The 22406-nt window shown below is 73.6% G+C and carries 26 protein-coding genes and 1 tRNA gene; 16 read left to right on the top strand and 11 right to left on the bottom strand.

The features are described 5' to 3' along the window. Nucleotide 1 precedes the first annotated feature (1 nt). The 7 genes from Actkin_RS10570 (at nt 2) to Actkin_RS10540 (ending at nt 4677) form a co-directional block, all read left to right on the top strand. Complete coding sequence (locus Actkin_RS10570) at nt 2-226, top strand: hypothetical protein (protein WP_258906892.1); 225 nt, start codon at nt 2-4, stop codon at nt 224-226. Then, nucleotides 223-537: a hypothetical protein gene (locus tag Actkin_RS10565; protein ID WP_258906891.1), complete on the top strand. Its 315-nt coding sequence runs from the start codon at nt 223-225 to the stop codon at nt 535-537. Before Actkin_RS10570 ends, Actkin_RS10565 begins: the two co-directional genes overlap by 4 nt. Then, nucleotides 534-929, top strand: coding sequence for a hypothetical protein (locus tag Actkin_RS10560; protein ID WP_258906890.1), 396 nt, complete (start codon nt 534-536; stop codon nt 927-929). The genes Actkin_RS10565 and Actkin_RS10560 overlap by 4 nt, the downstream gene beginning before the upstream one ends. A gap of 41 nt (nt 930-970) precedes the next feature. After that, complete coding sequence (locus Actkin_RS10555; RefSeq protein WP_258906889.1) at nt 971-1879, top strand: hypothetical protein; 909 nt, start codon at nt 971-973, stop codon at nt 1877-1879. Between the two features lie 82 nt (nt 1880-1961). Next, entirely contained in the window at nt 1962-3296 is a 1335-nt protein-coding gene (locus Actkin_RS10550) for a replication initiator (RefSeq protein WP_258906888.1), read from the top strand. Beyond that, the gene (locus tag Actkin_RS10545) at nt 3293-3469 is read left to right on the top strand and encodes a helix-turn-helix transcriptional regulator (RefSeq protein ID WP_258906887.1); all 177 of its coding nucleotides are present in this window, start codon (nt 3293-3295) and stop codon (nt 3467-3469) included. The genes Actkin_RS10550 and Actkin_RS10545 overlap by 4 nt, the downstream gene beginning before the upstream one ends. 104 nt (nt 3470-3573) lie before the next feature. Further along, nucleotides 3574-4677, top strand: a complete 1104-nt coding sequence (locus Actkin_RS10540; protein ID WP_258906886.1) for a tyrosine-type recombinase/integrase — start codon at nt 3574-3576, stop codon at nt 4675-4677. A 106-nt stretch (nt 4678-4783) separates the two neighbouring features. Here Actkin_RS10540 and Actkin_RS10535 read toward each other — a convergent pair. From Actkin_RS10535 to Actkin_RS10525, 3 genes are all read right to left on the bottom strand, one after another. Next, nucleotides 4784-4860: transfer RNA gene (locus Actkin_RS10535), tRNA-Pro, on the bottom strand. A gap of 147 nt (nt 4861-5007) precedes the next feature. Next, the gene (locus Actkin_RS10530) at nt 5008-6168 is read right to left on the bottom strand and encodes a sensor histidine kinase (RefSeq protein WP_258906885.1); all 1161 of its coding nucleotides are present in this window, start codon (nt 6166-6168) and stop codon (nt 5008-5010) included. Then, complete coding sequence (locus tag Actkin_RS10525) at nt 6165-6830, bottom strand: response regulator (protein ID WP_189214250.1); 666 nt, start codon at nt 6828-6830, stop codon at nt 6165-6167. The genes Actkin_RS10530 and Actkin_RS10525 overlap by 4 nt, the downstream gene beginning before the upstream one ends. A 67-nt stretch (nt 6831-6897) precedes the next feature. Between Actkin_RS10525 and Actkin_RS10520 the strand changes: the two genes are divergently transcribed. Beyond that, nucleotides 6898-7686, top strand: a complete 789-nt coding sequence (locus tag Actkin_RS10520; protein ID WP_258906884.1) for an alpha/beta fold hydrolase — start codon at nt 6898-6900, stop codon at nt 7684-7686. Here the strand turns inward: Actkin_RS10520 and der are convergent. The 8 genes from der to Actkin_RS10480 form a co-directional block, all read right to left on the bottom strand. Then, complete coding sequence (gene der, locus Actkin_RS10515; RefSeq protein WP_189214248.1) at nt 7683-9092, bottom strand: ribosome biogenesis GTPase Der; 1410 nt, start codon at nt 9090-9092, stop codon at nt 7683-7685. The genes Actkin_RS10520 and der overlap by 4 nt on opposite strands. Further along, on the bottom strand, nt 9089-9745 hold the full coding sequence (locus Actkin_RS10510) for a lysophospholipid acyltransferase family protein (protein WP_258906883.1): 657 nt from the start codon (nt 9743-9745) through the stop codon (nt 9089-9091). Before Actkin_RS10510 ends, der begins: the two co-directional genes overlap by 4 nt. Continuing rightward, complete coding sequence (gene cmk, locus Actkin_RS10505; RefSeq protein ID WP_229787809.1) at nt 9742-10431, bottom strand: (d)CMP kinase; 690 nt, start codon at nt 10429-10431, stop codon at nt 9742-9744. The genes Actkin_RS10510 and cmk overlap by 4 nt, the downstream gene beginning before the upstream one ends. A gap of 158 nt (nt 10432-10589) precedes the next feature. Next, complete coding sequence (locus tag Actkin_RS10500; protein WP_189214245.1) at nt 10590-10934, bottom strand: ArsR/SmtB family transcription factor; 345 nt, start codon at nt 10932-10934, stop codon at nt 10590-10592. Next, entirely contained in the window at nt 10931-11380 is a 450-nt protein-coding gene (locus tag Actkin_RS10495) for an SRPBCC family protein (RefSeq protein WP_189214244.1), read from the bottom strand. The genes Actkin_RS10500 and Actkin_RS10495 overlap by 4 nt, the downstream gene beginning before the upstream one ends. 79 nt (nt 11381-11459) lie before the next feature. Then, entirely contained in the window at nt 11460-12614 is a 1155-nt protein-coding gene (locus tag Actkin_RS10490; RefSeq protein WP_258906882.1) for a kynureninase/PvdN C-terminal domain-containing protein, read from the bottom strand. Then, nucleotides 12611-13432, bottom strand: coding sequence for a tryptophan 2,3-dioxygenase (locus Actkin_RS10485; protein ID WP_189214242.1), 822 nt, complete (start codon nt 13430-13432; stop codon nt 12611-12613). Before Actkin_RS10485 ends, Actkin_RS10490 begins: the two co-directional genes overlap by 4 nt. Continuing rightward, the gene (locus tag Actkin_RS10480; RefSeq protein WP_189214241.1) at nt 13429-14220 is read right to left on the bottom strand and encodes a PaaX family transcriptional regulator; all 792 of its coding nucleotides are present in this window, start codon (nt 14218-14220) and stop codon (nt 13429-13431) included. Before Actkin_RS10480 ends, Actkin_RS10485 begins: the two co-directional genes overlap by 4 nt. 88 nt (nt 14221-14308) lie before the next feature. On the opposite strand from Actkin_RS10480, the gene Actkin_RS10475 reads away from it, so the two are divergent. From Actkin_RS10475 to Actkin_RS10440, 8 genes are read left to right on the top strand one after another with little or no spacing between them, the layout of a single operon-like run. Next, on the top strand, nt 14309-15139 hold the full coding sequence (locus Actkin_RS10475) for an LLM class flavin-dependent oxidoreductase (RefSeq protein WP_258906881.1): 831 nt from the start codon (nt 14309-14311) through the stop codon (nt 15137-15139). Next, on the top strand, nt 15136-17163 hold the full coding sequence (locus tag Actkin_RS10470) for an FAD-dependent monooxygenase (protein ID WP_258906880.1): 2028 nt from the start codon (nt 15136-15138) through the stop codon (nt 17161-17163). The genes Actkin_RS10475 and Actkin_RS10470 overlap by 4 nt, the downstream gene beginning before the upstream one ends. Next, the gene (locus tag Actkin_RS10465) at nt 17160-17891 is read left to right on the top strand and encodes a creatininase family protein (protein WP_258906879.1); all 732 of its coding nucleotides are present in this window, start codon (nt 17160-17162) and stop codon (nt 17889-17891) included. Before Actkin_RS10470 ends, Actkin_RS10465 begins: the two co-directional genes overlap by 4 nt. After that, complete coding sequence (locus tag Actkin_RS10460) at nt 17891-19390, top strand: benzoate-CoA ligase family protein (protein WP_258906878.1); 1500 nt, start codon at nt 17891-17893, stop codon at nt 19388-19390. Before Actkin_RS10465 ends, Actkin_RS10460 begins: the two co-directional genes overlap by 1 nt. Beyond that, entirely contained in the window at nt 19387-20067 is a 681-nt protein-coding gene (locus tag Actkin_RS10455; RefSeq protein ID WP_258906877.1) for an SDR family NAD(P)-dependent oxidoreductase, read from the top strand. The genes Actkin_RS10460 and Actkin_RS10455 overlap by 4 nt, the downstream gene beginning before the upstream one ends. Next, entirely contained in the window at nt 20064-20885 is an 822-nt protein-coding gene (locus tag Actkin_RS10450) for an enoyl-CoA hydratase family protein (RefSeq protein ID WP_258906876.1), read from the top strand. Before Actkin_RS10455 ends, Actkin_RS10450 begins: the two co-directional genes overlap by 4 nt. Next, entirely contained in the window at nt 20882-21280 is a 399-nt protein-coding gene (locus Actkin_RS10445; protein ID WP_258906875.1) for a RidA family protein, read from the top strand. The genes Actkin_RS10450 and Actkin_RS10445 overlap by 4 nt, the downstream gene beginning before the upstream one ends. Then, entirely contained in the window at nt 21277-22371 is a 1095-nt protein-coding gene (locus Actkin_RS10440; protein ID WP_258906874.1) for an acyl-CoA dehydrogenase family protein, read from the top strand. Before Actkin_RS10445 ends, Actkin_RS10440 begins: the two co-directional genes overlap by 4 nt. Nucleotides 22372-22406: the final 35 nt, after the last annotated feature.

Below are 22406 nucleotides of genomic sequence, written 5' to 3'. Positions count from 1 at the left end.
AATGTGGCGCATCGGGTTCCGTCTGTGGTCGGCGGGCCGGTACCTCAAGTACGGCGGCGGCGGGCTGCTGCTGCTCGCCCTGGTCTGGATGGGCACCGGTTTCTCGGCGCTGTTCTGGATCGTCGCCCTGGTCGTGGGCGCGGTGCTCTACGGGGCACGCTCGGCGCTGACCGGCGTGGCGGCTCGGGAGGGCGACCGGGCACGGCTGCCGGGGAGGCCACGGTGAACGCCGTGAGGGCGTCGGGCCTCGTCCGCAGTGTGCCGCCGTGGATCGACCTGCACGCGCTGGAGCAGGTGCTCGCCTACGCCGCTGCCGAGACGTTGTTCTGGGAGGCCTGGCAGGGTCCGCGCAGGGCGGATGAGGCGGAGTGCACGCCGCTGCCCGCCGCGCAACAGGAGGCAGCCACCTGGGCACGCGATGAGGTCCTGCTCGGCGACGAACTCGGACGCGGCCACGACGAGGGACGGGTCTACTGCTGGCTCACCGGCCGTGGCCGCGACTACCTCACCGCCCTACGGCACGAGGGGGCGTCATGAGCGACCAGATCGACCTGTTCGCCCCCACACCCGACCCCGCTCCCCCGACCGCCCCGCCGGACGTGCCGCGCCCTCGCCGGGGCCGCAAGCTCCGGCCGCAGCGCCCGGAACTGGTCGCCGAAGTGCTCGACCTGATCCACCACGGCGGCCTCGGCATGCTCGACGCGTCGGACCGCGTGGTTGCGTTCGAGGACGACACCCGCGTCCGGCTGTCCACCGATGAGGACATCACGCTGTCCCTGCTGGAACAGCGCTACGTGGAACGCCGCCCGCCCCGCGACACCGTGACCTGTCTGCACGGCGCGGTCCGCAAACCGGTCACCCCGCTTCGCCTGACCAAATCCGGTCACAAGCTCCTGGCGCGCTGGACCGCGCTACGCCCCCTCGCCTGACCCTCGGACCCGTTGCGGTGTCCGGAAAGGAGGAACACACCATGTCCACCCCGGACACCCCGCCGGACCCGCCCGAGGAAGCCGCAGCCGATGGCCGAACCAAAGCGGTCCGCAAGCTCGGGGACGCCCTGGCCGAAGCGCGGCAGATGCTGCCCCTGCTGGCAGACCCTCGTCTCAACGCCGTCCGGGCCGAACGGCTACGGGTGTCGGTGACCCGCTGGTTGTGGTTCTTCCTGGCCTGCGGCCTGGGCTACACCACTGCGGGGGTGCACGACTTCCTTGCCCGCGGCTACACCCTCGCTGACCCGATGTGGTGGGCGGCGTGGCTGGTCGAACCGGCGTTCGCGGGCATCCTCGTGACACTGCTGCGCTGGGAAGCCGAGATGCTCGCCCGTGGTCTGGACGTCACCGCCTCGGCGGTGCGCCGTCTGAAGCGGCTGCTGTTGTTCTCCACGCTGGTGATGAACGTGGTCCCGACCCTGCCGGTCTTCGACGGCGTGACGTTCAACCTCGGCAGCTTCTTCGTCCACCTGGTGATCCCGCTGATCGTGTTCTACCTGGCCGAAGTCATGCCCGTGGTTCAACAGATGTGCACGGCGGCCAAGACGGCCACCACCATGACCGACACCACCAACCCCACACCCGAACCGGCCCCGCTACCGGCGCCGGAGGTGCCCGCGACGGCACCCGCGCTTGCGCCGACTACGCCCAGCGCCCCGCCCGCCGCTCCCACACCGGCACCCGCACACGCACCGGCACCGGCACCGGCACCGGGCAGGGTCCGGCTCCCGGACGACCTGGCAGCCAAGGTCGCCGCCTCGATCACCACCGCCCGAGAGCAAGGCCGCACACCCACCGTGGCGGACGTGCAAGCCGTGGTGCGGCTCTCCGACGCCCTCGCCGCGCGCGTGCTCGCCGACCACACCACCAACGGCCACACCGTGGCCTGACAACCGAACACACCGCCAGCGGGCGGGCTGGGACACCACACGTCTCGGCCCGCCCGCTGCTGTCCCCGGAAGGGAGGACCGCATGACCGCACTACTCGATGACATGATCGCCGACCGCATCCGCCGCGCCGACTACCACGACTGGCGCGCCAAGGTCGAGGCCACGGGCGGATGCGCGAAGCCGATCCGGCTTTCCGGCGAGTACGGGCTGGTGGACACCCTCACGGAGCGGCTGATCCACCACCACAGCGGAACCGTGATGGTGCCCTGCGGCAACCGCCGCGAAGCCGTCTGCCCGGCTTGCTCGGACCGCTACGCGGCCGACGCGTTCCACCTGATGCGTGCGGGCCTGTCCGGTGGACACAAGGGCGTCCCCACCACCGTCACCGGGCACCCTCGGGCGTTCGTCACCCTCACCCCGCCCTCATTCGGCCGCGTGCACAACCAGCCCACCACCGCCGGGGGCAAGCGGCGCCCGTGCGCCTGTGGCGAGTTCCACCACGACCACGACCCGCGCCTCGGCGCACCCCTGGACCCCGACGCCTACGACTACGTGGGCGCGGTGCTCTGGCAAGCCCACAGCGGCGCGCTCTGGAACAGGTTCACCACCTACCTGCGACGCAGGCTGGCCAACCTCGGCGGGCTCCGCGTCGGCGAACTCGCCGACCACCTACGCCTGTCCTACGGCAAGGTCGCCGAATACCAGCGACGCGGCCTCGTGCACTTCCACGCGGTGATCCGCCTCGACGGACCGCGCGGGCATGAGACACCACCCCCGGCCTGGGCCACGGCCGACGTGCTCGACCAGGCCGTCCGCTCCGCCGCAGCGGCGGTGTCGGTGGAGACCGTCCGCCCCGACGGCACCACGCTCCCCCTCGCCTTCGGGGCGCAGGTCAACGTCCGCACCATCACCCGCGACCAGGGCGACGACGACCAGGACGGCATCGGTGAGGACGCCCTCGCCGGATACGTGGCCAAATACGCCACCAAGGGCACCGGAAAGTCTGAGGCGGCCGACCGCCCGATCCGCTCACAAGCCGACATTGACTTCCTGCGCGTGTCCGACCACCACCGCCGCATGATCCAGACCTGCTGGGACCTCGGCGAACACGCCGACTACGCCACGCTCAACCTGCGGCGCTGGGCACACATGCTCGGCTTCCGCGGCCACTTCCTCACCAAGAGCCGCGCCTACTCCACCACCTTCGGCGCGATCCGCGGCGACCGCCGCGCGTTCCGGCTCGCCGAACTCCTCGCCGCCGCCGACCTCGACCCCGAAACCGTCGTCGTGATCGGTGAATGGGACTTCGCCGGAGTCGGCCACCACAACGACGCCGAACGCGAACTCGCCGCCGCCATCGCAGAGAGCAAACGAGCGCACCGCCAACGCGCCTACCGAGAGGAGAACCGGTCATGAGCAAGCTCTGGGGGCCGAAGGAACTCGCTGAGTTCCTGGGGGTCCCGCTCCAGACGATCTACCAGTGGCGGTCGAAGCGGTACGGTCCGCCTGGTCGCCGGATCGGCAAGTACGTCAAGTTCCGGCCCGAGGACGTTTACGCCTGGGTGGACAGTCAGCCGGGGGCCGTCTGATGGCTCGCGTGTGGATTTACGACCGGTCGAAAACGGCTTCGTACAAAAAGCTTGCGGCGAAGGCGAAAGAGGCCGGTCGCAAGCCTCCGGGCCGCTGGATGGTGATGTACCTCGACCGCACCAACCGGCAGCGCTCGGAGAGCATGTCGACCAAGACTCTCGCGGAGAACCGGCAGCGGGAGCTGGAACAGTCGTTGTCGACGGGAACCTATGTCGACCCGACCGCGGGCAAGGTGCGCCTCGGCGAGATCGCGGAGAAGTGGCTGGAGTCGCGGCACGAACTGCGGCCCTCGACCTGGTGGAAGTACCGGGGCCTGCTCGACAACCACGTTCTTCCTCGCTGGGGTGACCTGCCCCTGAACGCCATCACCAAGGAAGACGTCGCGGTCTGGGTTGCGAAGCTGGTCAGGTCGAAGGACCAGGGCGGCAGCGGCCTCGGGCCGTCCCAGGCGCGGCACGCCTACCGAGTGCTGAGTATGGTCCTCGGCTGGTGCGTGCCCGCGCGGCTGCCCAGCAACCCGGCCAAGGGCGTGACCGTGCCCGTCGCGCCCGATGCCGAACACGTCTACCTCACGTACCGGCAGGTGGAGCTGCTGGCCACGGCGGCGGGCACCCTGCGGACCAAGTACAACCGGCCGACGGCGGGCGCCGCAGTCAACCGGGTCCTGATCCTGCTGCTCGCCTACACCGGGCTGCGATGGGGTGAGGCCGCCGCGCTGCTCGTCCGGCATGTCGACCTCGCCAACCGCCGCATCCGGGTGGTGAGGACGTTCTACGAGCTCGGCGGGGTCCAGCACGTGGGGCCGCCGAAGACCGGCAAGGCGCGCACGGTCGCCATCCCGGCCTCGCTGGTGCCCGAGCTGCGGGCGCTCATCGCCGGTCGCGACGATGACGAGCTGGTGTTCCGCACCGCGCGGGGACTGTCACTGCGGGCCAATAACTGGCGGGTCCGGGAGTTCAACGCGGCGGTGGCGGCGGCCAAGCTCAAGGTGAAGGGCCTCACCCCGCACAAGCTGAGGCACACGGCGGCCTCGCTGGCCATCGCCGCCGGGGCGGACGTGAAGGTCGTGCAACAGATGCTCGGGCACCGAGACGCCGCGATGACGCTCGACGTGTACGGGCACCTGTGGCCCGACCGGCTCGACGTCGTGGCGGACGCCCTGGACGTGGGCCGCGCGGCGGCGGTTGCCGAACTGGCAGCGGCCTAGACGTGCGAAAGCCCCGGGCCATCCTGGATAAATCCTGGATACCCCGGGGCCTGCATACGACAGAACCGGCGGGAAACCGCTCTGACCTGCGTCTTCGCGGCCTCTCTGGTCGGGCTGACAGGATTTGAACCTGCGACCCCTTGACCCCCAGTCAAGTGCGCTACCAAGCTGCGCCACAGCCCGGTCTGTCTTGCGGAGTGAAGACTAGCGCATGGGGGTTGTGGGGGGTCGCACCGGGGTGGGGTGAGGGGCCTGTCCCCCGGCGACAGGTCCCTCACCACCCCCGATGTGCTCCGGTGGTCCCCGACTTGCCCACGGGAGCATGTCGGACTATTGCCGAGTGGGGAGGGGGTGGCTACCGCCGGAAGTCGGGGGTGTGGGGGCTACTTTCGACGGATCGTGGGCGGGGAGGGCGGCTCGGAGGGAGAAGCCGCCGTCGGGGAGGTTTGTGGTGGTCAGGGTGCCGCCTGCGGTGCGGACGCGTTCGGTCAGGCCCTCCAGGCCGGTGCCGCCGGGAGTCAGGTCCGCCGGGGGTCGGGTGGGGGTTCCGTTGACCACGGTGGCGACGATGTGGGCGGCGTCCCGGGTCAGGGTGACCGTGATGGGGGCGCCGGGGGCGTGTTTGACCGCGTTGGTGAGGGCCTCCTGGACGACCCGGTACAGGGCTCGGCTGATCAGTGGGCTGGGGGTGGCGGCGACGGGGGTGAATTCGACGTCCACGCCCGCGGCTTGGGCTTGGGCGATCAGGGCTGGGAGCTCGGGCAGGCCCTGGGGGCTGTCCGTGCCGGTCAGGCCCAGGGCGGCGCGCATCTCCGCGAGGGACTGCTTGGCGAGTCGGCGGAGGTGGTCGGCGGTCTCCCGGGCCGTGGGGTCGGTGGTGGTGGCCGAGAGGGCTGCCGCCTGGACGGCGATCAGGGTGGTGTTGTGGCCGACGGCGTCGTGGATCTCGCGGGTTATGCGGGCGCGTTCGTCTGCTCTGGCGCTGTCCAGGCGGGCATGCAGCTCCGCGCGGCGGGCCTGGTCGCGTTCGGCGAGGGTGGCGCTGAGTTCGGCGCGCAGGCGGACCAGGACGCCCAGGGCGGCCGGGCCTGCGGGGACGACCACGGAGAACAGCGCGCTCATGATCTGGTTGGCCAGGACCTCGTCCATGCCGAACTGGTTCGCCACCTGCACCGTCAGGAAGACGGCAGCCACGGCGGCGACCACCAGCCGGACCGTGGGCGCGCACATGCCGACGCGGAACAGCGCCACCAGCGCGGGCGGCCAGCCGAGACCGCCGTAGAGGGCGGGCAGGCACAGCGCGAACGCCAGCCACGGCCACTTCAGGCGCAGCGGCAGCGCCAGGCAGGCGGCGATCGCCACCGGCAGCGCCCACGGGCTCGGCGGGTACGACATCAGCACGGCCAGCAGCGGGAGCCCCACCGCGAGGACCTCGAGGCCGACGCGCCTCCCGACCGGTCCCGGCCTGCACAGCCGCGCCCACCGGGTCATAACCGGTCCTCGGCCAGCACGTCCACGCCGTGCAGCAGGAGCGCGGCCTGGACGCGATTGTGGACGCCCAGTTTGGTCAGCACCTGCGACACGTAGCTCTTCACCGTCGCCTCCGTCAGCCCCAGCGTCTCGGCGATGGCCGCGTTCGCGCGGCCGTCGGCCAACTGCTCCAGCACCTGCCGCTCGCGCGCGCTCAGCGCGTCGATCGCCTGGGCGCGGCGCAGGGACAGCCCGGCGCCGCGGAGCCGGGGCAGCAGGCGCGCGGTGATCCTGGGGTCGAGCACCGCGCCGCCCGCGGCGAGGTCGACCACGGCGCGGACGAGCACGTCGGGCTCGGCGTCCTTGAGCAGGAAGCCCGCCGCGCCCAGGTCCAGCGCGCGGGCCACGTAGTCGTCGAGGTCGAAAGTGGTCAGGATGGCGGTGGCGACGGGCACGTCGGCGAGTTCGCGCAGCGCGGTCAGGCCGTCCATCCTGGGCATCTGCACGTCCAGCAGCAGCACGTCCGGCCGGTGCAGCCGGACGGCGGCGATCGCCTCGGCTCCGTCGCCCGCCTCGGCGACGACCTCGACCCGTCCGCCCGCGGTCAGCAGCACGCGCAGGCCGTGCCGCAGCAGCGGCTCGTCGTCGGCGAGGACGACGCGGATGGGTGTGTCAGCGGCCACGTCTGTCCTCCCCCGTCCGGGGTTCTGAGCCTAACCTTGACCCCGTCCGACGACAGGAGAAACCGCCGTGCCCATCGCCGATCTGGGTGACCGCTCACTGCATTACGTGCGCCGCGGCGAGGGTCTGCCGCTCCTGCTCATCCAGGGCATGGCGGGCCACCACCTGATGTGGGGCGAGGCGTTGCTGTCCGATCTGGAGCGCGACTTCGACGTCGTCGCGTTCAACCACCGCGGCATCGGCGACAGCAGCCGGGCGGAGCCGCCGTACGAGATCACCGACCTCGCCGACGACGCCGCCGCGCTGATGGCCGCGCTCGGCTGGAGCGACGCCAACGTCTTCGGCGTCAGCCTCGGCGGGATGGTCGCCCAGCAGGTGGCCATCCGGCACCCGGAGAGGGTGCGCACGCTGACGCTCGGGTGCACGTACGCGGGCAAGGGCGGCACGCTGGGCAGTCCGGGGCTGAGCCGCATCGCCAGGGCCCGTGCCACCGGCGACGTCCGGGAGACGATGCGCGCGAGCTACGAGGTCAACCTCTCCCCCGCGCTGCGCGTGGACGAGTCCTGGTTCGCCCGGTTCGCCGACGCCGCGCTGGCCGAGCGGGTGCCGGGGCAGGTGATCATGATGCAGCAGCAGGCCGCGCTCCGGCACGACGCCGTGGCCGACCTCGCCGGGATCGACGTCCCGACGCTGGTCGTGCACGGCACCGCCGACGAGGTGGTCACCTTCGCCAACGCCGCCCACGTCGCGGGCGCGATCCCCGGCGCGCGCCTGGAGGTCATGCCGGACGTGGGCCACCTGTTCTGGTGGGAGCGCCCGGAGCTGACCGCCAAGCTGCTGCGCGAGCACGCCCGCTAGCGGCGCTGCTTCTTCTCCCGCACCCGCACCGAGATCCGGATGGGGCTGCCCGCGAAGCCGAACTCCTCGCGCAGCCTGCGCTCCACGAAGCGGCGGTAGCCAGCCTCCAGGAACCCGGTCGTGAACAGCACGAACGTCGGCGGGCGGGTGCTGGCCTGGGTGGCGAAGAGGATCTTGGGCTGCTTGCCGCCGCGCACCGGCGGCGGGGTGGCGGCCACCAGGTCGTTGAGCCAGCCGTTGAGCCGTCCGGTCGGGATGCGCTGGTCCCAGGAGTCCAGCGCGGTGCGCAGGGCGGGGGCGAGCTTGCGCACGGCGCGGCCGGTCAGCGCGGACACGTTGACCCGCTCGGCCCAGGTGACCCGCACCAGGCCGCGCTCCAGCTCCCGCTCCAGCTCGTTGCGCCGGTCCTCGTCGACGAGGTCCCACTTGTTGAGCGCGAGCACGCACGCCCGTCCCGCCTCGACGACCATCGTCAGCACCCGCAGGTCCTGCTCGGAGATGGGCTCGCTGGCGTCCAGCAGCACGATCGCCACCTCGGCGGACTCGATCGCGCCCTTGGTGCGCAGCGAGGCGTAGTACTCCGCGCCGCTGGCGAAGTTGACGCGCTTGCGCAGACCCGCGGTGTCGACGAACCGCCACACCTGGTCGTCCAGCTCCACCAGGGAGTCCACCGGGTCGACGGTGGTGCCCGCGACGGCGTCGACGACGGCGCGGTCCTCGCCGGTCAGCCGGTTGAGCAAACTCGACTTGCCCACGTTGGGCCTGCCGACCAGCGCGACCCGGCGCGGGCCGCCGACGGTGGCGCTGTAGGTCTCGCGCGGGGTCTCCGGCAGCACGGCCAGGATCGCGTCGAGCAGGTCGCCGGAGTTGCGGCCGTGCAGGGCGCTCACCGGGTACGGCTCGCCCAGGCCCAGCGACCACAGCGACGCGGTGTCGGCGAGCAGGCGCTCGTCGTCGACCTTGTTCGCCACGAGCAGCACGGGCCGCTTGGAGCGGCGCAGCACGCGGGCGACGGCCTCGTCGGTCGCCGTGGCGCCCACGGTCGCGTCGACCACGACCAGCACGGCGTCGGCGTGCCGCATCGCGTACTCGGCCTGCGCGGCGACCGCGGCGGCCATGCCCTCGGCCTTGGGCTCCCAGCCGCCGGTGTCGAGCACGGTGAACCTGCGCCCGCTCCACTGCGCGTCGTAGGCCACCCGGTCCCTGGTCACCCCGGGGACGTCCTGCACGACCGCCTCCCGGCGGCCCAGGATCCGGTTGACCAGCGTGGACTTGCCCACGTTGGGCCGCCCGACGATGGCCAGCACCGGCTGCGGCGGCTCGGCGTCCCCGCCATCGGCGTCATCGATATCCGCGACCGCGGTCCATTCGGACTCGTCGGACCACGTGCCATCCAGTTCGGTCATGCCCGTCGCTTCTCGTCTAGTTCGTGCACCAGGCCCGCCAAGCGGACCCGGATCTGTTCGGTGGCCTCTTCCAGGCCCGTGCGGCCGCGCCCGACCTCCAGCGCGAACGGTTCGCCGACCAGCATGTCGACAACCGGCCGGAACCGCCTGCGCGACCCCTCGGGCCTGCGCGTTCCCCGGGTGGCGACCGGCAGCACGACGGCGCCGGACGTGCGCACCAGCCATGCCGCGCCCTGCTCGGCCGCGGCGACGTCGCCGGTGCCCCGGGTGCCCTCGGGGAACACCCCGACCAGCCCGCCGCCGCGCAGCACCCGCACCGCCGCCATCAGCGGCGCCCGGTCGGCCTCGCCCCGGCGGATCGGCAGCTGGCCGATCCCGCGCAGCAGCCGCCCCGCGACGCCGCGGAACAACTCCTCCTTGACCAGGAACACCGAGCGGCGCGGCAGCATTCCGTAGATGAGCTGCGGCTCCAGCAGCGAGCTGTGGTTGGCCACGAGCACGACCGGGCCCGTGCGCGGCACGCGCTCCCGGCCGCTGACCCGCACGCGGAAGGCGGGCCGGTGCAGCCAGGCGCCGATCCAGCGGGCCGTGTCGGCCAGCCGGGGCACCGCGCCCTCGGGCAGGTCGGGCGCCCGGGACCCCCGTCCGGTCATCGGCCGTTGGCCTCCGCGGTGGCCCGCAGCCCACGCTCCTCCACCAGCTCGATCAGCCGGGCCAGCACGCCGTCGATGTCCAGGTCGGTGGTGTCGACCTCGACGGCGTCGGCGGCCGGGCGCAGGGGCGAGACGGCGCGGCTGGAGTCCAGCCGGTCGCGGCGCTCGACGTCGGCGAGCGTGGCGTCGACGCTCACCTCGCGGCCCGCGGCGCTGTCCTGCCTGGCCCGGCGCGCGGCGCGGGCGTCGGCGCTGGCGGTGAGGAACACCTTGAGCGCGGCGTCGGGGGACACGACGGTGCCGATGTCGCGCCCCTCGACGACGATGCCGCCGCGCACGGCCTTGGCCTCGCTGATCATCCGCCGCTGCATCGCCACGAGCCGCTCGCGCACCTTGGGCACGGCGGAGACCGCGGACACCGCGAGGGTCACCTCGGGCCCGCGGATCTCGGCGGAGACGTCCTCGCCGGACAGCCGCACCCCGGCGCCCACCTCGGCCCCGATGACCAGCTCGGTGTTCTCGGCGACGCGCAGGACGGCGGCGCCGTCGGCCGGGTCGACGCCCGCGCGCAGCACGGCGAGCGTGACGGCCCGGTACATGGCCCCGGTGTCGAGGTAGGCGGCGCCGAGCCTGTCGGCCAGCCGCTTCGCCACGGTGGACTTCCCGGTGCCGGAGGGGCCGTCCATCGCGACGACTCCGCGCAGCTCACCCTGACCCACCGCTGTTGCCTCCCCGAACCGTGCGCACGTGACGCCACATTCTGCCTGGTCGCCCCGGGCGGTCCCCGGTTGGGCCATGACCGGGGACCGCGCGCTCGGGTGCGGGAGGCGGCGCGCCGGTCGCGTCAGGCCTGGTCGGCCCGCTCGCGCTGGACGGCCTCGGCGATCAGCTTGATGCGGCGGAGGCGGGCGTCCCACGCCGCGCCGACCGAGGACAGCTGCGCGACCGCGCGCGCGAGCTGCTCCTCGTCGACCCGGTAGCGCCGCTCCCGACCGGCGGGCGCGGCGTGCACCAGGCCCACCCGGTCGAGCACGCCCAGGTGCTTCGCGACGGCCTGCCGCGTCACGGGCAGGCGCTCGCTGAGACTGGTGGCCGTGCCGCCGCCGTCGGCGAGGAGCAGGTCGAGCATCCGCCGACGGGTCGGGTCCCCCACCGCCGACCACAGGTCGTCGTCGACGGCGGCGGTCACCGGGCCGACACCAGCCCCCCGATGTAGTCGGCGAGCCGGGGGATGAAGGTGTCCCAGCCCGAGCAGTGGTCGTTGTAGGTCTCCAGCAGCTTGGCCTCCGTCCAGCCCATCTCGCGGAACCCCGTCTCGGTCATCCGGACCGTGGTGCCCTCGTCGGACGGGGTCAGCTCGAAGGTGATCAGCAGCGCGGTGTCGGCCTTGACGTCGTCGCCGGGGTAGCACCAGCGGAACGAGAACAGCCGGGGCGGCTGGGCGTCGACCACGGTGATCGGGGCGACCTGCGCCCGCTCGCCCCAGACGAGCTCGCCGACCGCGCCCGGGGTCGGGTCGAAGTCGGCGGCGTCGGACCACCACTGCGCGATGTGCTCGGGGCGGCTGACGACCTCGAAGACCACCTCCGGCGAGGCGTCGACGTGGATCTCCCGCTCGATCGTGCCGTATTCCACGGGAACCTCCATTTGCAACCTTTGGTTGCGAACGACGGTACTCGACCGGCGCGGCATGCGCAACCATTGGTTGCGAGTTCTAGCAGACCTCCTTCAGCACCGCCATCGCCGAGCGGAGCTGGTCGTCGGTCAGGTACGGCGCGGGGCCGAAGCGCAGGTGCTCGCCGCGGTTGTCGGTGAGGACGCCGCGCTCGCGCAGAGCGCTCTGCAGCTCGGCGGCCCTGGGTGAGCGCAGGGCGAGGAAGCCGCCGTAGGACGTCCTCGGCAGGTCGCGATCGCGGGTGATCACCTCGGGCGGCAGGTCGAGCGCGTCGAACTCGGTCGCGAGCAGGGTGGTCTGGCGCAGGGAGATCTCGCGGAGCACGGCGTCGGTGAGGCCCTGCTCGGCGAAGAAGTCGGCGACCCTGGCGGCGCGGTAGTGGCTGGTGGGGTCGTAGGTCGAGCCCGCGAACCGGTGCGCGCCGGGGGCGTAGTCGACGTGGGACGGGTCGCGCTCGGCGGCGAGGGTGTCGAACTCGGCGAACCAGCCGGTCAGGACGGGACGGAGGGACTGGGCGTGGGCGGGCAGGCGCAGGAAGCAGTTGCCCTCCCCCAGCTGCAGGTACTTGTAGCCGCCGCCGACGATCCAGGCGTCCGCCAGGCCCTGCCTGTCCAGCGGGAACGGCACCACGCCGAGCGCGTGATAGGCGTCGACCAGCAGCTCCGCGCCGACCTTGGCCGACGCTGCCATCAGCTCGCCGAGGTCGGGGACGATCCGCGAGGTCTCGAACAGCACCGAGGAGACCATGACCGCGGCGGTCCGGTCGTCCACTTCGGACGCCAGCCGGGCGGCGAGCGTGTCGGCGGGCGCGGCGGGCACGCGCACGACCTCCAGCCCGGCCTCGGCGAGCCGGGACAGCTGCCTGCGCAGCGTGTGGAACTCGCCGTCAGTGGTGACCAGGCGGGGACGCGCGCGCAGATCCAGCGCGGACAGGAAGCGGATCACCAGCTCGTGGGTGTTCTGCCCCAGGGCGATGTCGCCGCCGGGGTCGGACAGCAGCGTGCGGAAGTGCTCGCGCACGCGGTCGGCCTTGGCGAACGCCTCGCCCCACTTGCCGTCCACAAGGGACGCCGCGGCGTCGAACGCGGCGAGCTGGGCGTCCCTGGCCACGTCGGGCCACGCCTGGTGGGAGTGGCCGGTCAGCAGCAGCCGGGAGGAGACCTGGAAGCGGGTGTAGTGCTCGGCGAGGCTCACAGCACGCTCCGGACGGCCCACAGGTCCGGGAACACCGGCTGGAACAGGGTGCCCCGCAGGTACTTCGCGCCCGCCGAGCCGCCCGAGCCCATCTTGTCGCCGATGGTCCGCTCGACCATCTTGACGTGCCGGTAGCGCCACTCCTGCATGCCCTCGTCGAGGTCGACGAGATGTTCGGCCACAGTGGAGGGACCGGCGTCGTCGGTGTAGACCTGCAGCAGGACCTGCTGGAACTCGGGGCACTCCGCCCACGGCTCGCGCACGTCGCGCGAGACGACGGCGTCGGGGACGGTGTAGCCGTGCTTGACCAGGTAGGCGACGAAGGAGTCCATCAGCGACGGCCTGCTCATCGCGGCCTCGATCGACGCGCGCTGGGCGCCGCCGTCGGGGTAGTGGGCGAACGCGCGGCGGTCGCGGCGGCCGAGCACGGCCTCCAGCTCGCGGAACTGCGCCGACTGGAAGCCGCTCGATGAGTCCAGCCGGGCACGGAAGCTGGTGAACTGGCGCGGGGTCATCGTCTCCAGCACGTCGATCTGGGCGACGACGACCTTGAGGATGGTCAGGACGCGGCGCAGCGTGCGCACGGCGTGCGCGGTGTCGCCCGCGGCCAGGCGCTCCTGCAGGTGGGCCAGCTCGTGCAGGATCTGCTTGAACCACAGCTCGTAGACCTGGTGCACGACGATGAACAGCGGCTCGTCGTGCTCGTCGGAGCGGGGGCGCTGGGCGCCGAGGACCTCGTCGAGCGCGAGGTAAGAGGTGTAGGTCAGAGCGGCCGAACGGTCGGTCGCTGCTTGGTCGGTCGCTGGTTGATCCGTCACGGCGTCATCACTCCGTCGAAGTGCCGCCGCGCCGGGGCCTCCAGCGCGGGATACCGGTCATGGAAGAGCCGCACGGCCGCGGCCCGGTCGGGGGGTGGCGCGACGATGTCGGCGGGCAGTTCCGGGTCCAGCAGCGCGAACTGCCGGAACGCGTGCACCAGCCGGACCCGCAGGTGGAACGCCGCGGCGTCGGAGTCGGCGCGGATGTCGGCGAAGTCGGTGACGAACGCGCGGTAGCGGGCGGCCAGGGCGTCGAGGTCCCACACCCGGCGGGCGAAGTCGGCGAAGCCGGGGACCGGCGCGCCGACCAGCACGCCCGCGTGGCGCTCCACCCCGAGGTCGGCGCACAGCCGGGTGACCTGCGCGGCGCGGTCGTGCGCGGCGAGCCAGGCCCCGTCCTGGACCTGGCCGAAGCCGAGGAAGCGCAGCCTGCGCACCAGCCGCGACCGCGCGTCGCGGCGCTCCTCGGGGATGCTGTGCCACAGCACGGTCCAGGCCACCGGGCCGGGGCGCTCCGCGCCGAGGCCGAAGATGCGCTCGTCGCCCTCGGCGAGGACGTCGACCGCGCGCTGGGTGAGCGTGTAGTGCACGAGCCTGCCCTCCCTGGCCCGCGCGAGCAGTCCGCCGCCGACCAGCCGGTTGAGGGCGACGCGGCTGGCCCCTGCCGTGTAGCCGAAGCCGCCGAGCAGGGTCACCAGCCCGCCGGACCACACCGCGGCCGACTCGCGTGGCCGCAGGTGCGCCCCGAGGATGGTCAGGACGAGGTCCTGGGGAGCACTGTCGGACACGGGTCGCAGTTTAGTTGACACCCCACCCGAGTCAACCGTAACGTTTTGATCGTCCGCAGGACCGTCGGCGCACAGGGTGGTGTGGCTGGTGCAGGTCGGAATCGGATTGCCCACGACCGTCCCCGGGGTGACCGGGACCGGCCTGCTGGACTGGGCGCGAGCGGCCGACGCGGGTCCGTTCAGCACCCTGGGCGTCCTCGACCGGCTCCGCTACGACAGCGTCGAGCCCTTCGCCGCGCTGTCGGCCGCCGCCGCGGTGACCACCCGGATCGGGCTGGCCACGATGATCGCCATCGGCCCGCTGCGCTCCCCCGCACTGCTGGCCAAGCAGGCCGCCGCGATCGACACGCTCGCCCCCGGCAGGCTCACCCTCGGCCTGGCCGTCGGCGCCCGCCGCGACGACTACGCGGCCGCGGGCGCCGACCACCGGACCAGGGGCCGGGCGCTGTCCACCCAGCTGGCCTACCTGCGCGGCGAGATCGCCGAGTTCCCCGTGCCGCGCTTCGGCGGACCCGGCGTCGGCCTGCTCGTCGGCGGGTCGAGCGGGGCCGCGCTGGCCAGGATGGCCCGTTACGGCGACGGCTACGCCCACGGCGGCGGCCCGCCCCGGGCGTTCGCCTCCGCCGCGGCGAAGGCGCGCGCAGCCTGGCAGGACCTGGGCCGCCCGGGCAGCCCGTGGCTCTGGGGCCAGGGCTACATCGCGCTCACCGACGCCGACCGAGGCCGGGACTACCTGCGCGACTACTACGCCTTCACCGGCCCGTTCGCCGAGCGCATCGCGGCCGGGGCGCTGACCACCGCGCGCGAGGTGCGCGACTTCATCCGCGGCTACGCCGACGCGGGCTGCGACGAGCTGATCCTGTTCCCGTCCACCGCCGACCCCGCGGAGGCGGAGCGGCTGGCCGAGGTGGTCGCGTGAGGACGGTCGTCATCGGCGGCGGGCCCGCCGGGCTCTACCTGGCGATCCTGCTGCGCAAGGCCGGGCACCCGGTCACGGTGCTGGAGCGCAACGCCCCCGACGCCACGTTCGGCTGGGGCGTGGTGTTCTCCGCGGGCACGCTCGGCGCGCTGCGCGACGCGGACGTGCCCACGCACCAGGCCATCACCGACTCCTTCGCCCGCTGGTCCGCTGTGGACATCCGGTTCGGCGGCAGGCTCGTGCGCGCGGGCGGCAACGACTTCACCGCGATCGCCCGCACCCGGCTGCTGGCGATCCTGCAGGAGCGCGCCCGCGACCTGGGCGCGGACCTGCGCTTCGGCGTGGAGGTCGACACGCTGCCGGACGCCGACCTCGTGGTGGCCGCGGACGGGGCCAACAGCCGCTTCCGCGACGCCCGGCGGTTCGGCGCGGCCGTGCGCCCCGAGGGCGGCAAGTACGTCTGGTTCGGCACCGACCTGCCGCTGGACGCGTTCACCTTCAGTTTCCGCGAGACCGAGCACGGCCTGTTCCAGGCGCACGCCTACCCGTTCGACGAGCACCGGGGCACGTGGATCGTCGAGTGCGCCGAGCCGGTGTGGCGGCGTGCCGGGCTGGACGGCGTCACCGAGGCGGAGAGCATCGCCTTCTGCGAGCGGGTCTTCGCCGAGGACCTGGCCGGGCACGCGCTGCTGTCCAACCGCTCGCGCTGGCTCGACTTCCCCCGGGTGAGCTGCAAGCGCTGGTACGACGGCAACCTCGTGCTCATCGGCGACGCCGCGCACACCGCGCACTTCTCCATCGGCTCGGGCACGAAGCTGGCGATGGAGGACGCGGTCGCCCTCGCCGCGGCGCTGGAGCGCAACGGCGACCTGACCGCCGCGCTGGCCGAGTACGAGGGCGAGCGCCAGCCCGTCGTCGAGCGGTTCCAGAAGGCCGCGGGCGACAGCGCGGCGTACTTCCTGCGCACCGCCCGCTACACCGGCTACCGGCCGATCCAGTTCGCGGTCAACCTGCTCACCCGCAGCGGCCGGGTCTCGCACGCCAACCTCGCCGCCCGCGATCCGGACCTGGTGCGGGTGGCCGACGCCGCGTTCGCGGGCGCGGCGCCGGGCGCCGTGGTACCGCCGCCGGTGTTCACCCCGCTCGACCTCGGCGCTGTGCGGCTGCCGAACCGGATGGTCGCCGACGCGTCGCCGGGGTCGGCGGTCGACGCGGTCCGCGCGGGCGCGGGCCTGGTCGCGGTCGCGGCGGCGGTGTCGCCGGAGGGGCGCGTCTGCCCGGAGACGCCGGTGCTGGACTCGCCGGAGCCGTGGACCAAGCTGGCCGACGCCGTCCACGCCGCGGGCGGCCTGCTCGCCGTCCGGCTGACCCACGCCGGGGCGCGCGGGGCCACCCGGTCGCCGGAGTGGGGCGCGGACATCCCGCTGCCGCCGGACCAGGCGTGGCCGCTGGTGGCCGCGTCCGCGCTCCCGTACGGCCCGTTCAGCGCCGTCCCGACCGAGCTGACGGACCTCGACGGCCTCACCGCGCGGTTCGTTGCGGCGGCGGGGCACGCTGGGGACGCGGACGTGCTGGAGTTGGACCTCGCGGACGGGCACCTGCTGGCCGGTTTCCTGTCGCCGCTCACCAACCGCCGCCCGGAGACCCGGGCGTTCCCGCTGGCCGTGCTCGACGCCGTGCGCGCGGCGTGGGCCGGGCCGCTGATCGTCCGGCTCTGCGTCGACGACCTCGCCCCCGGCGGCCTGACCGCCGACGACGGCGTGGCCATCGCCCGCCAGGCGCGGGAGCGCGGCGCGGACGTGGTGCACGTGCGGGCCGGGCACACCGTCGCCGAGTCCCGGCCCGACTACGGGCCCGGCCACCTCACGGCGCTGTCGGACCGCGTGCGCGCGGAGGCCGGGGTCCGCACGCTGGTCGGCGGCTACCTCACCACCGCGGACGAGGCCAACACCGTCCTCGCCGCTGGCCGCGCCGACCTGTGCGCGCTGAGCCCTCGGCCGACACCGCTGGAGGAGCTGGGGTGAACTTCGCCGACCTGACCTCCCCCGCGGTGGGCGCGCTCGCCGCCGACCCGCCGGTGCTGCTGCTGCCGCTCGGCGCGATCGAGCCGCACGGCCCGCACGCGCCGCTCAACACCGACCTGCTGATCTCGACCGGCGTGTGCGAGCGGGTCGCCGCCCGGGTCCCGGTGCGCGTGCTGCCGCCGATCCCCTACGGCGTGACGCGCATGAGCGCGGCGTTCCCGGGCGCGGTCGGCGTCGAGGAGGACGTGCTGCACGACCTGATCGTCCAGGTGTGCGCTTCCCTCGCCGCACAGGGGTTCCCGCACGTGGTGATCGTCAACAACCACTTCGAGCCCGGCCAGGTCGCCGCGGTCCGCAGGGCCGTGCGGACGCTGGCCGAGCGCGGCGTGCGGACCGGCCACCTGGACCTGACCCGGCGGGCCGTCGCCCAGCGGCTGACCGAGGAGTTCCGCACCGGCTCCTGCCACGCGGGCCGCTACGAGACCTCGCTGGTCCTGGCCGACCGGCCCGACCTGGTCGACGCCGAGGCCATGGCAGGCCTGCCGGAGAACCACGTCGACATGCCCGCGCGGATGCGGGCGGGCGCCGAGGACTTCCCGGCGATGGGCATGGACCGCGCCTACTGCGGCGCGCCCGCCGAGGCCAGCGCCGCCGAGGGCGAGTCCACTTTCGACACCCTGGCCGAACTGCTGCTGGAGACGATCGCCGAGCTGGTCACGGAGGAGTGATGGACGCCAACATCGCCGCCCGCTTCCTCGACGCCGCCCTCGATCGCGGCGACGGCCCCCGCACCGCGCTGTTGACCACCGACGGCCCGGTCACCTACGCCGCGCTCACCGAGCGGGCCAACCGCTTGGCCGGGGTGCTGCGCGCGTTGGGCGTGGGGCAGGGCGACAGGGTGCTGCTCGCCCTGTCCGACGGCCTGGACTTCGTCGCCGCCTGGTTCGGCGCGCAGCGCGCGGGCGCGGTCACCGCCGAGGTCTACACCTTCCTGCCCGCCAAGGACCTCGCCTACTTCATCGGCTACACCGACGCCACCGTGGTGATCGTCGATTCGATGACGATCGACCGCGTCCGCGAGGCCGGGACCGGGGGCCGCCGCGTGCTCGTCGCGGACGCGGGCGGCCGGGACCTGCGGGACAACGAGTTCGACCTCGACGTGCTGGCCGAGGCCGCCACCCCGGAGGCCGAGACGGCGCCGGTCGGGCTGGACGACGAGGTGCTCTGGAAGTTCACCACGGGCAGCACGGGCAGGCCCAAGGCGTGCGTGCACACCGCCCGCAGCCCGCTGTTCAGCAACCTCGCCTACGCCCAGGGCGTGCTGGCGCTCGACCGCGACGACGTCGTCCTCCCGGTGCCCAAGCTGTTCTTCGGCTACGCCCGCGACCTCGCCGCCCTGTTCCCGTTCGGCGCGGGCGGCGCGGGCGTCGTGTTCCCCGAGCGGACCACGCCCGAGCGCGTGTTCGACCTCATCGCGGAGCACCGGCCGACGATCCTGGTCAACGTGCCGACGATGATGAGCGCGATGGTGGCCCATCCGTCCGATCAGGACCTGAGCTGCCTGCGGCTGTGCACGTCGGCTGGCGAGGCGCTGCCGAGGGAGCTGCACCGCAAGTGGATGGACCGCTTCGGCGTCGAGGTGGTCGACGGGATGGGCTCGTCGGAGGCGTACCACATCTTCCTGTCCAACCGGCCCGGCACGCCGCGGCCGGGCACCATCGGCGTGCCCGTCCCGGGCTACACAGCGCGGGTGGTCGACCCCGACGGCGCCGAGGTGCCCGACGGCACGGTCGGCGCGCTGGAGGTCACCGGCGACAGCGTCGCCCTGCGCTACGAGGGCGACCCCGACAAGACCGCGCTGACGTTCCCCGCGCCGGGGACCGTGCGCACGGCCGACCTGGTCACGCGGGGGCCGGACGGCGCGTTCACCTACCGCGGCCGGGCAGACGACCTGCTCAAGGTCAGCGGCGTCTGGGTCGCGCCTGCCGAGATCGAGCACTGCCTGATCGGCCACCCGGCCGTCGTCGAGTGCGCGGTCGCGGGCCACGACACCGACGGCCTCACGCGGCTGTGGGCCTACGTGGTCGGCGACGGGGTGGAGGGCGAGGAGCTGCGCGAGTACGTCCGCGCGCGGCTGTCCCCGCACAAGACCCCGGAGAAGGTCGTGTTCCTCGCCGAACTCCCCCGCACCGCCAACGGCAAGCTCGACCGGAGGGCGCTGCCATGAGGCGGGTGCTGGTCACCGGCGGCACGCGGGGCATCGGCGCGGCCGTCGCCGCCCGCTTCGGCGCGCTGGGCGACGCGGTGGTGGCGGTCGGGCGCGCCGAGTGCGACGTGACGGACGAGTCGGCGGTGGCGGCGCTGTTCGAGCGCGTCGGGCCGGTCGACGTGCTCGTCAACAACGCCGGGATCGCCACGAGCGCTCCGCTGGCCCGCACGACCGTCGAGCAGTGGCGGTCCACTATGGACGTCAACGCGCTGGGCGCGTTCCTCTGCACCAGGGCCGCGCTGCCGGGCATGGTCGAGCGCGACCACGGCCGGATCATCACCGTGGCGTCGACGGCCGGTCTGGCGGGCGCGCGCTACACCTCGGCGTACAGCGCGGCCAAGCACGCCGCGGTCGGCCTGATGCGGGCGGTCGCGGCCGAGGTCGCGGGCACCGGGGTCACCTGCAACGCCGTCTGCCCGACGTTCGTGCGCACCGACATGACCACCGAGTCGGTGCGCAGGGTCGCGCACCTGACCGGCCGGTCCGAGGCCGACGCCGAGCGGTCCATCGCCGGGATGTCGCCGCTGGGCAGGCTGCTGGAGCCCGACGAGGTCGCCGACGCCGTGCTGTTCCTGGCCGACGCGGCCGCGGTGAACGGCCAGGCGCTGGTCCTGGATGGAGGAGGAGTCACATGAGCCCGTACCGGGCCTCGCCCGGGTTCACCCGGGAATGGGCGCACTTCGGCTTCACCGTCGACGACGGCGTCGCCACGGTCACCCTCAACCGGCCGGAGAAGCTGAACGCCCTGACCTTCGACGCCTACGCCGACCTGCGCGACCTGCTGGCCGAACTGCCGCACCGCGGCGACGCGCGGGTGCTGGTGCTGCGCGGCGAGGGGCGGGGCTTCTGCTCCGGCGGCGACGTCGAGGAGATCATCGGCGAGCTGCGGAAGCTGGACGTCGTCGGCCTGCTGGAGTTCACCAGGATGACCGGCGCGGTGGTGCGCGCGCTGCGGGAGTGCCCGCTGCCGGTGATCGCCGCCGTCAACGGGGTGGCCGCGGGCGCCGGGTCGGTGCTGGCGCTGGCCGCGGACTTCCGGCTGCTGGCCCGCGAGGCGAAGTTCGCGTTCCTGTTCACCCGTGTCGGGCTGGCGGGCGCGGACATGGGCTCGGCGTACCTGCTGCCGCGCATCGTCGGGCTCGGCCGGGCCACCGAGCTGCTGATGCTCGGCGACAGCGTGGACGCCGAGCGCGCCGAGCGGATCGGCCTGGCCACCCGGGTGGTCGACGACCTGCCCGCCGAGACCCAGGCGCTGGCCCGGCGGCTGGCCGACGGCCCCGCGCAGGCGTACTCGGCGACGAAGGTGCTGCTGACCCGCGAACAGGACATGGACCTGGCCAGCGCGATCGAGCTGGAGGCCGTGGCGCAGGCGCTGATGATGCGCACGGAGGACCACGCCGAGTTCTACGCGGCCTGGTCCGGCGGCCGCCGTCCGGTCTGGAGTGGACGATGAGCAGGCACCGCGTGGTCACCGCGCCCGAGCTGGCCCCGCCGGTCGGGTTCGCGCACGCCGTCGTCGCCGCGCCCGGGTCGGCGGTGTACCTGGGCGGGCAGACCGCGCAGGACGCCTCCGGCGCGATCGTGGGCACGACGATGGCCGAGCAGTTCGACGTCGCCGCGGGCAACGTGGTCGCCGCGCTGGCGGCCGCGGGCGGCGAGCCGGGCGACCTGGTGTCGGTGCAGATCTACGTGACGGACGTGGCGGCGTACAAGGCGGCGCTGGACGAGCTGGGGCCGTTGTGGCGCAAGCACTTCGGGCGGCACTACCCGGCGGTGGCGCTGTTCGGGGTGGTCGAGCTGTTCGACCGGGAGGCGATGATCGAGCTGGTCGGGGTGGCGGTCGTATGAGCCTGCGCGAACGCGCCGAGGAGCTGGCGGCCGGGCCGCTGTCCGAGGCGGCCCGGCAGGGCGTGCCGGGGCGGATCAACCGGGCGCTGCTGGCGGCGCTGGCCGAGCACGGCCTGCTGGCGCACATCTTCCGGCAGTCGGAGGGGTCGTACCTGCCGACGTCGGCGGTGGAGCTCTGCGAGATCCGGGAGGGCCTGGCGCGGCACTGCACCGAGGCGGAGACGGCGTTCGCGCTGCAGGGCCTCGGCGCGTACCCGATGCTGCTGGCGGGCGGTCCCGCCGCCGACCGCTGGCTGCCGGAGATCGCGGCCGGACGCGCGGCGGTCGGCTTCGCGCTCACCGAGCCCGACGCGGGCTCCGACGCCGCGGCCCTCGCCCTGACCGCCACCTCCGCGGGCGACGGGTGGCGGCTGACCGGCACGAAGACCTACATCTCGCACGCGCCCGAGGCCGAGGTGTACTCGGTGTTCGCCAGGACCGGCGACGGCAGGCGCGGCATCACCGCCTTCGCCGTGCCCCGCGACAGCCCCGGCCTGCGCGGCGACCACCTCGACCTGATGGCCCCCCACGCCATCGGCACCCTCCGCTTCGACGGCGTCCCGGTGTGGCGCGACCAGCTGATCGGCGACGTCGGCGGCGGCTGGGCGGCGGCGATGCGCACCCTGGACCTGTTCCGCCCGAGCGTCGGCGCGTTCGCCGTGGGCATGGCCCAGGCCGCCCTGGACGCCGCCGTCGCCCACGCCGCCCAGCGGCACGCGTTCGGCAAGGCACTCTCGGCCTTCCAGGGCGTCTCCCACCAACTGGCCGACGTCGCCACCCGCCTCCGCGCGGCCCGCCTCCTGGTCTACGACGCCGCCTCGGCCTACGACGCCGCCCCCGGCACGTCGGGCCACCTCTCGGCGATGGCGAAGCTGTTCGCCACGGAGACCGCGCAGGTCGCCGTCGACCTGGCGGTCCAGGTCCACGGGGCGCGGGCGCTGGAGCGGGGTCACCTGCTGGAGCACCTGTACCGGGAGGTCCGGGCGCCGCGCATCTACGAGGGCACGTCGGAGATCCAACGCGAGATCATCGCCCGAAGCCTCTTCGCCTGACCGACTGTCAGTCCCTCCTGCGACCATGATCGGTA

The sequence above is a fragment of the Actinokineospora sp. UTMC 2448 genome (assembly GCF_024760565.1).
Classification (GTDB): domain Bacteria; phylum Actinomycetota; class Actinomycetes; order Mycobacteriales; family Pseudonocardiaceae; genus Actinokineospora; species Actinokineospora fastidiosa.
The sequence above is the reverse complement of the archived record's forward strand: the minus strand, read 5'-3'. Positions and strand labels throughout refer to the sequence as shown.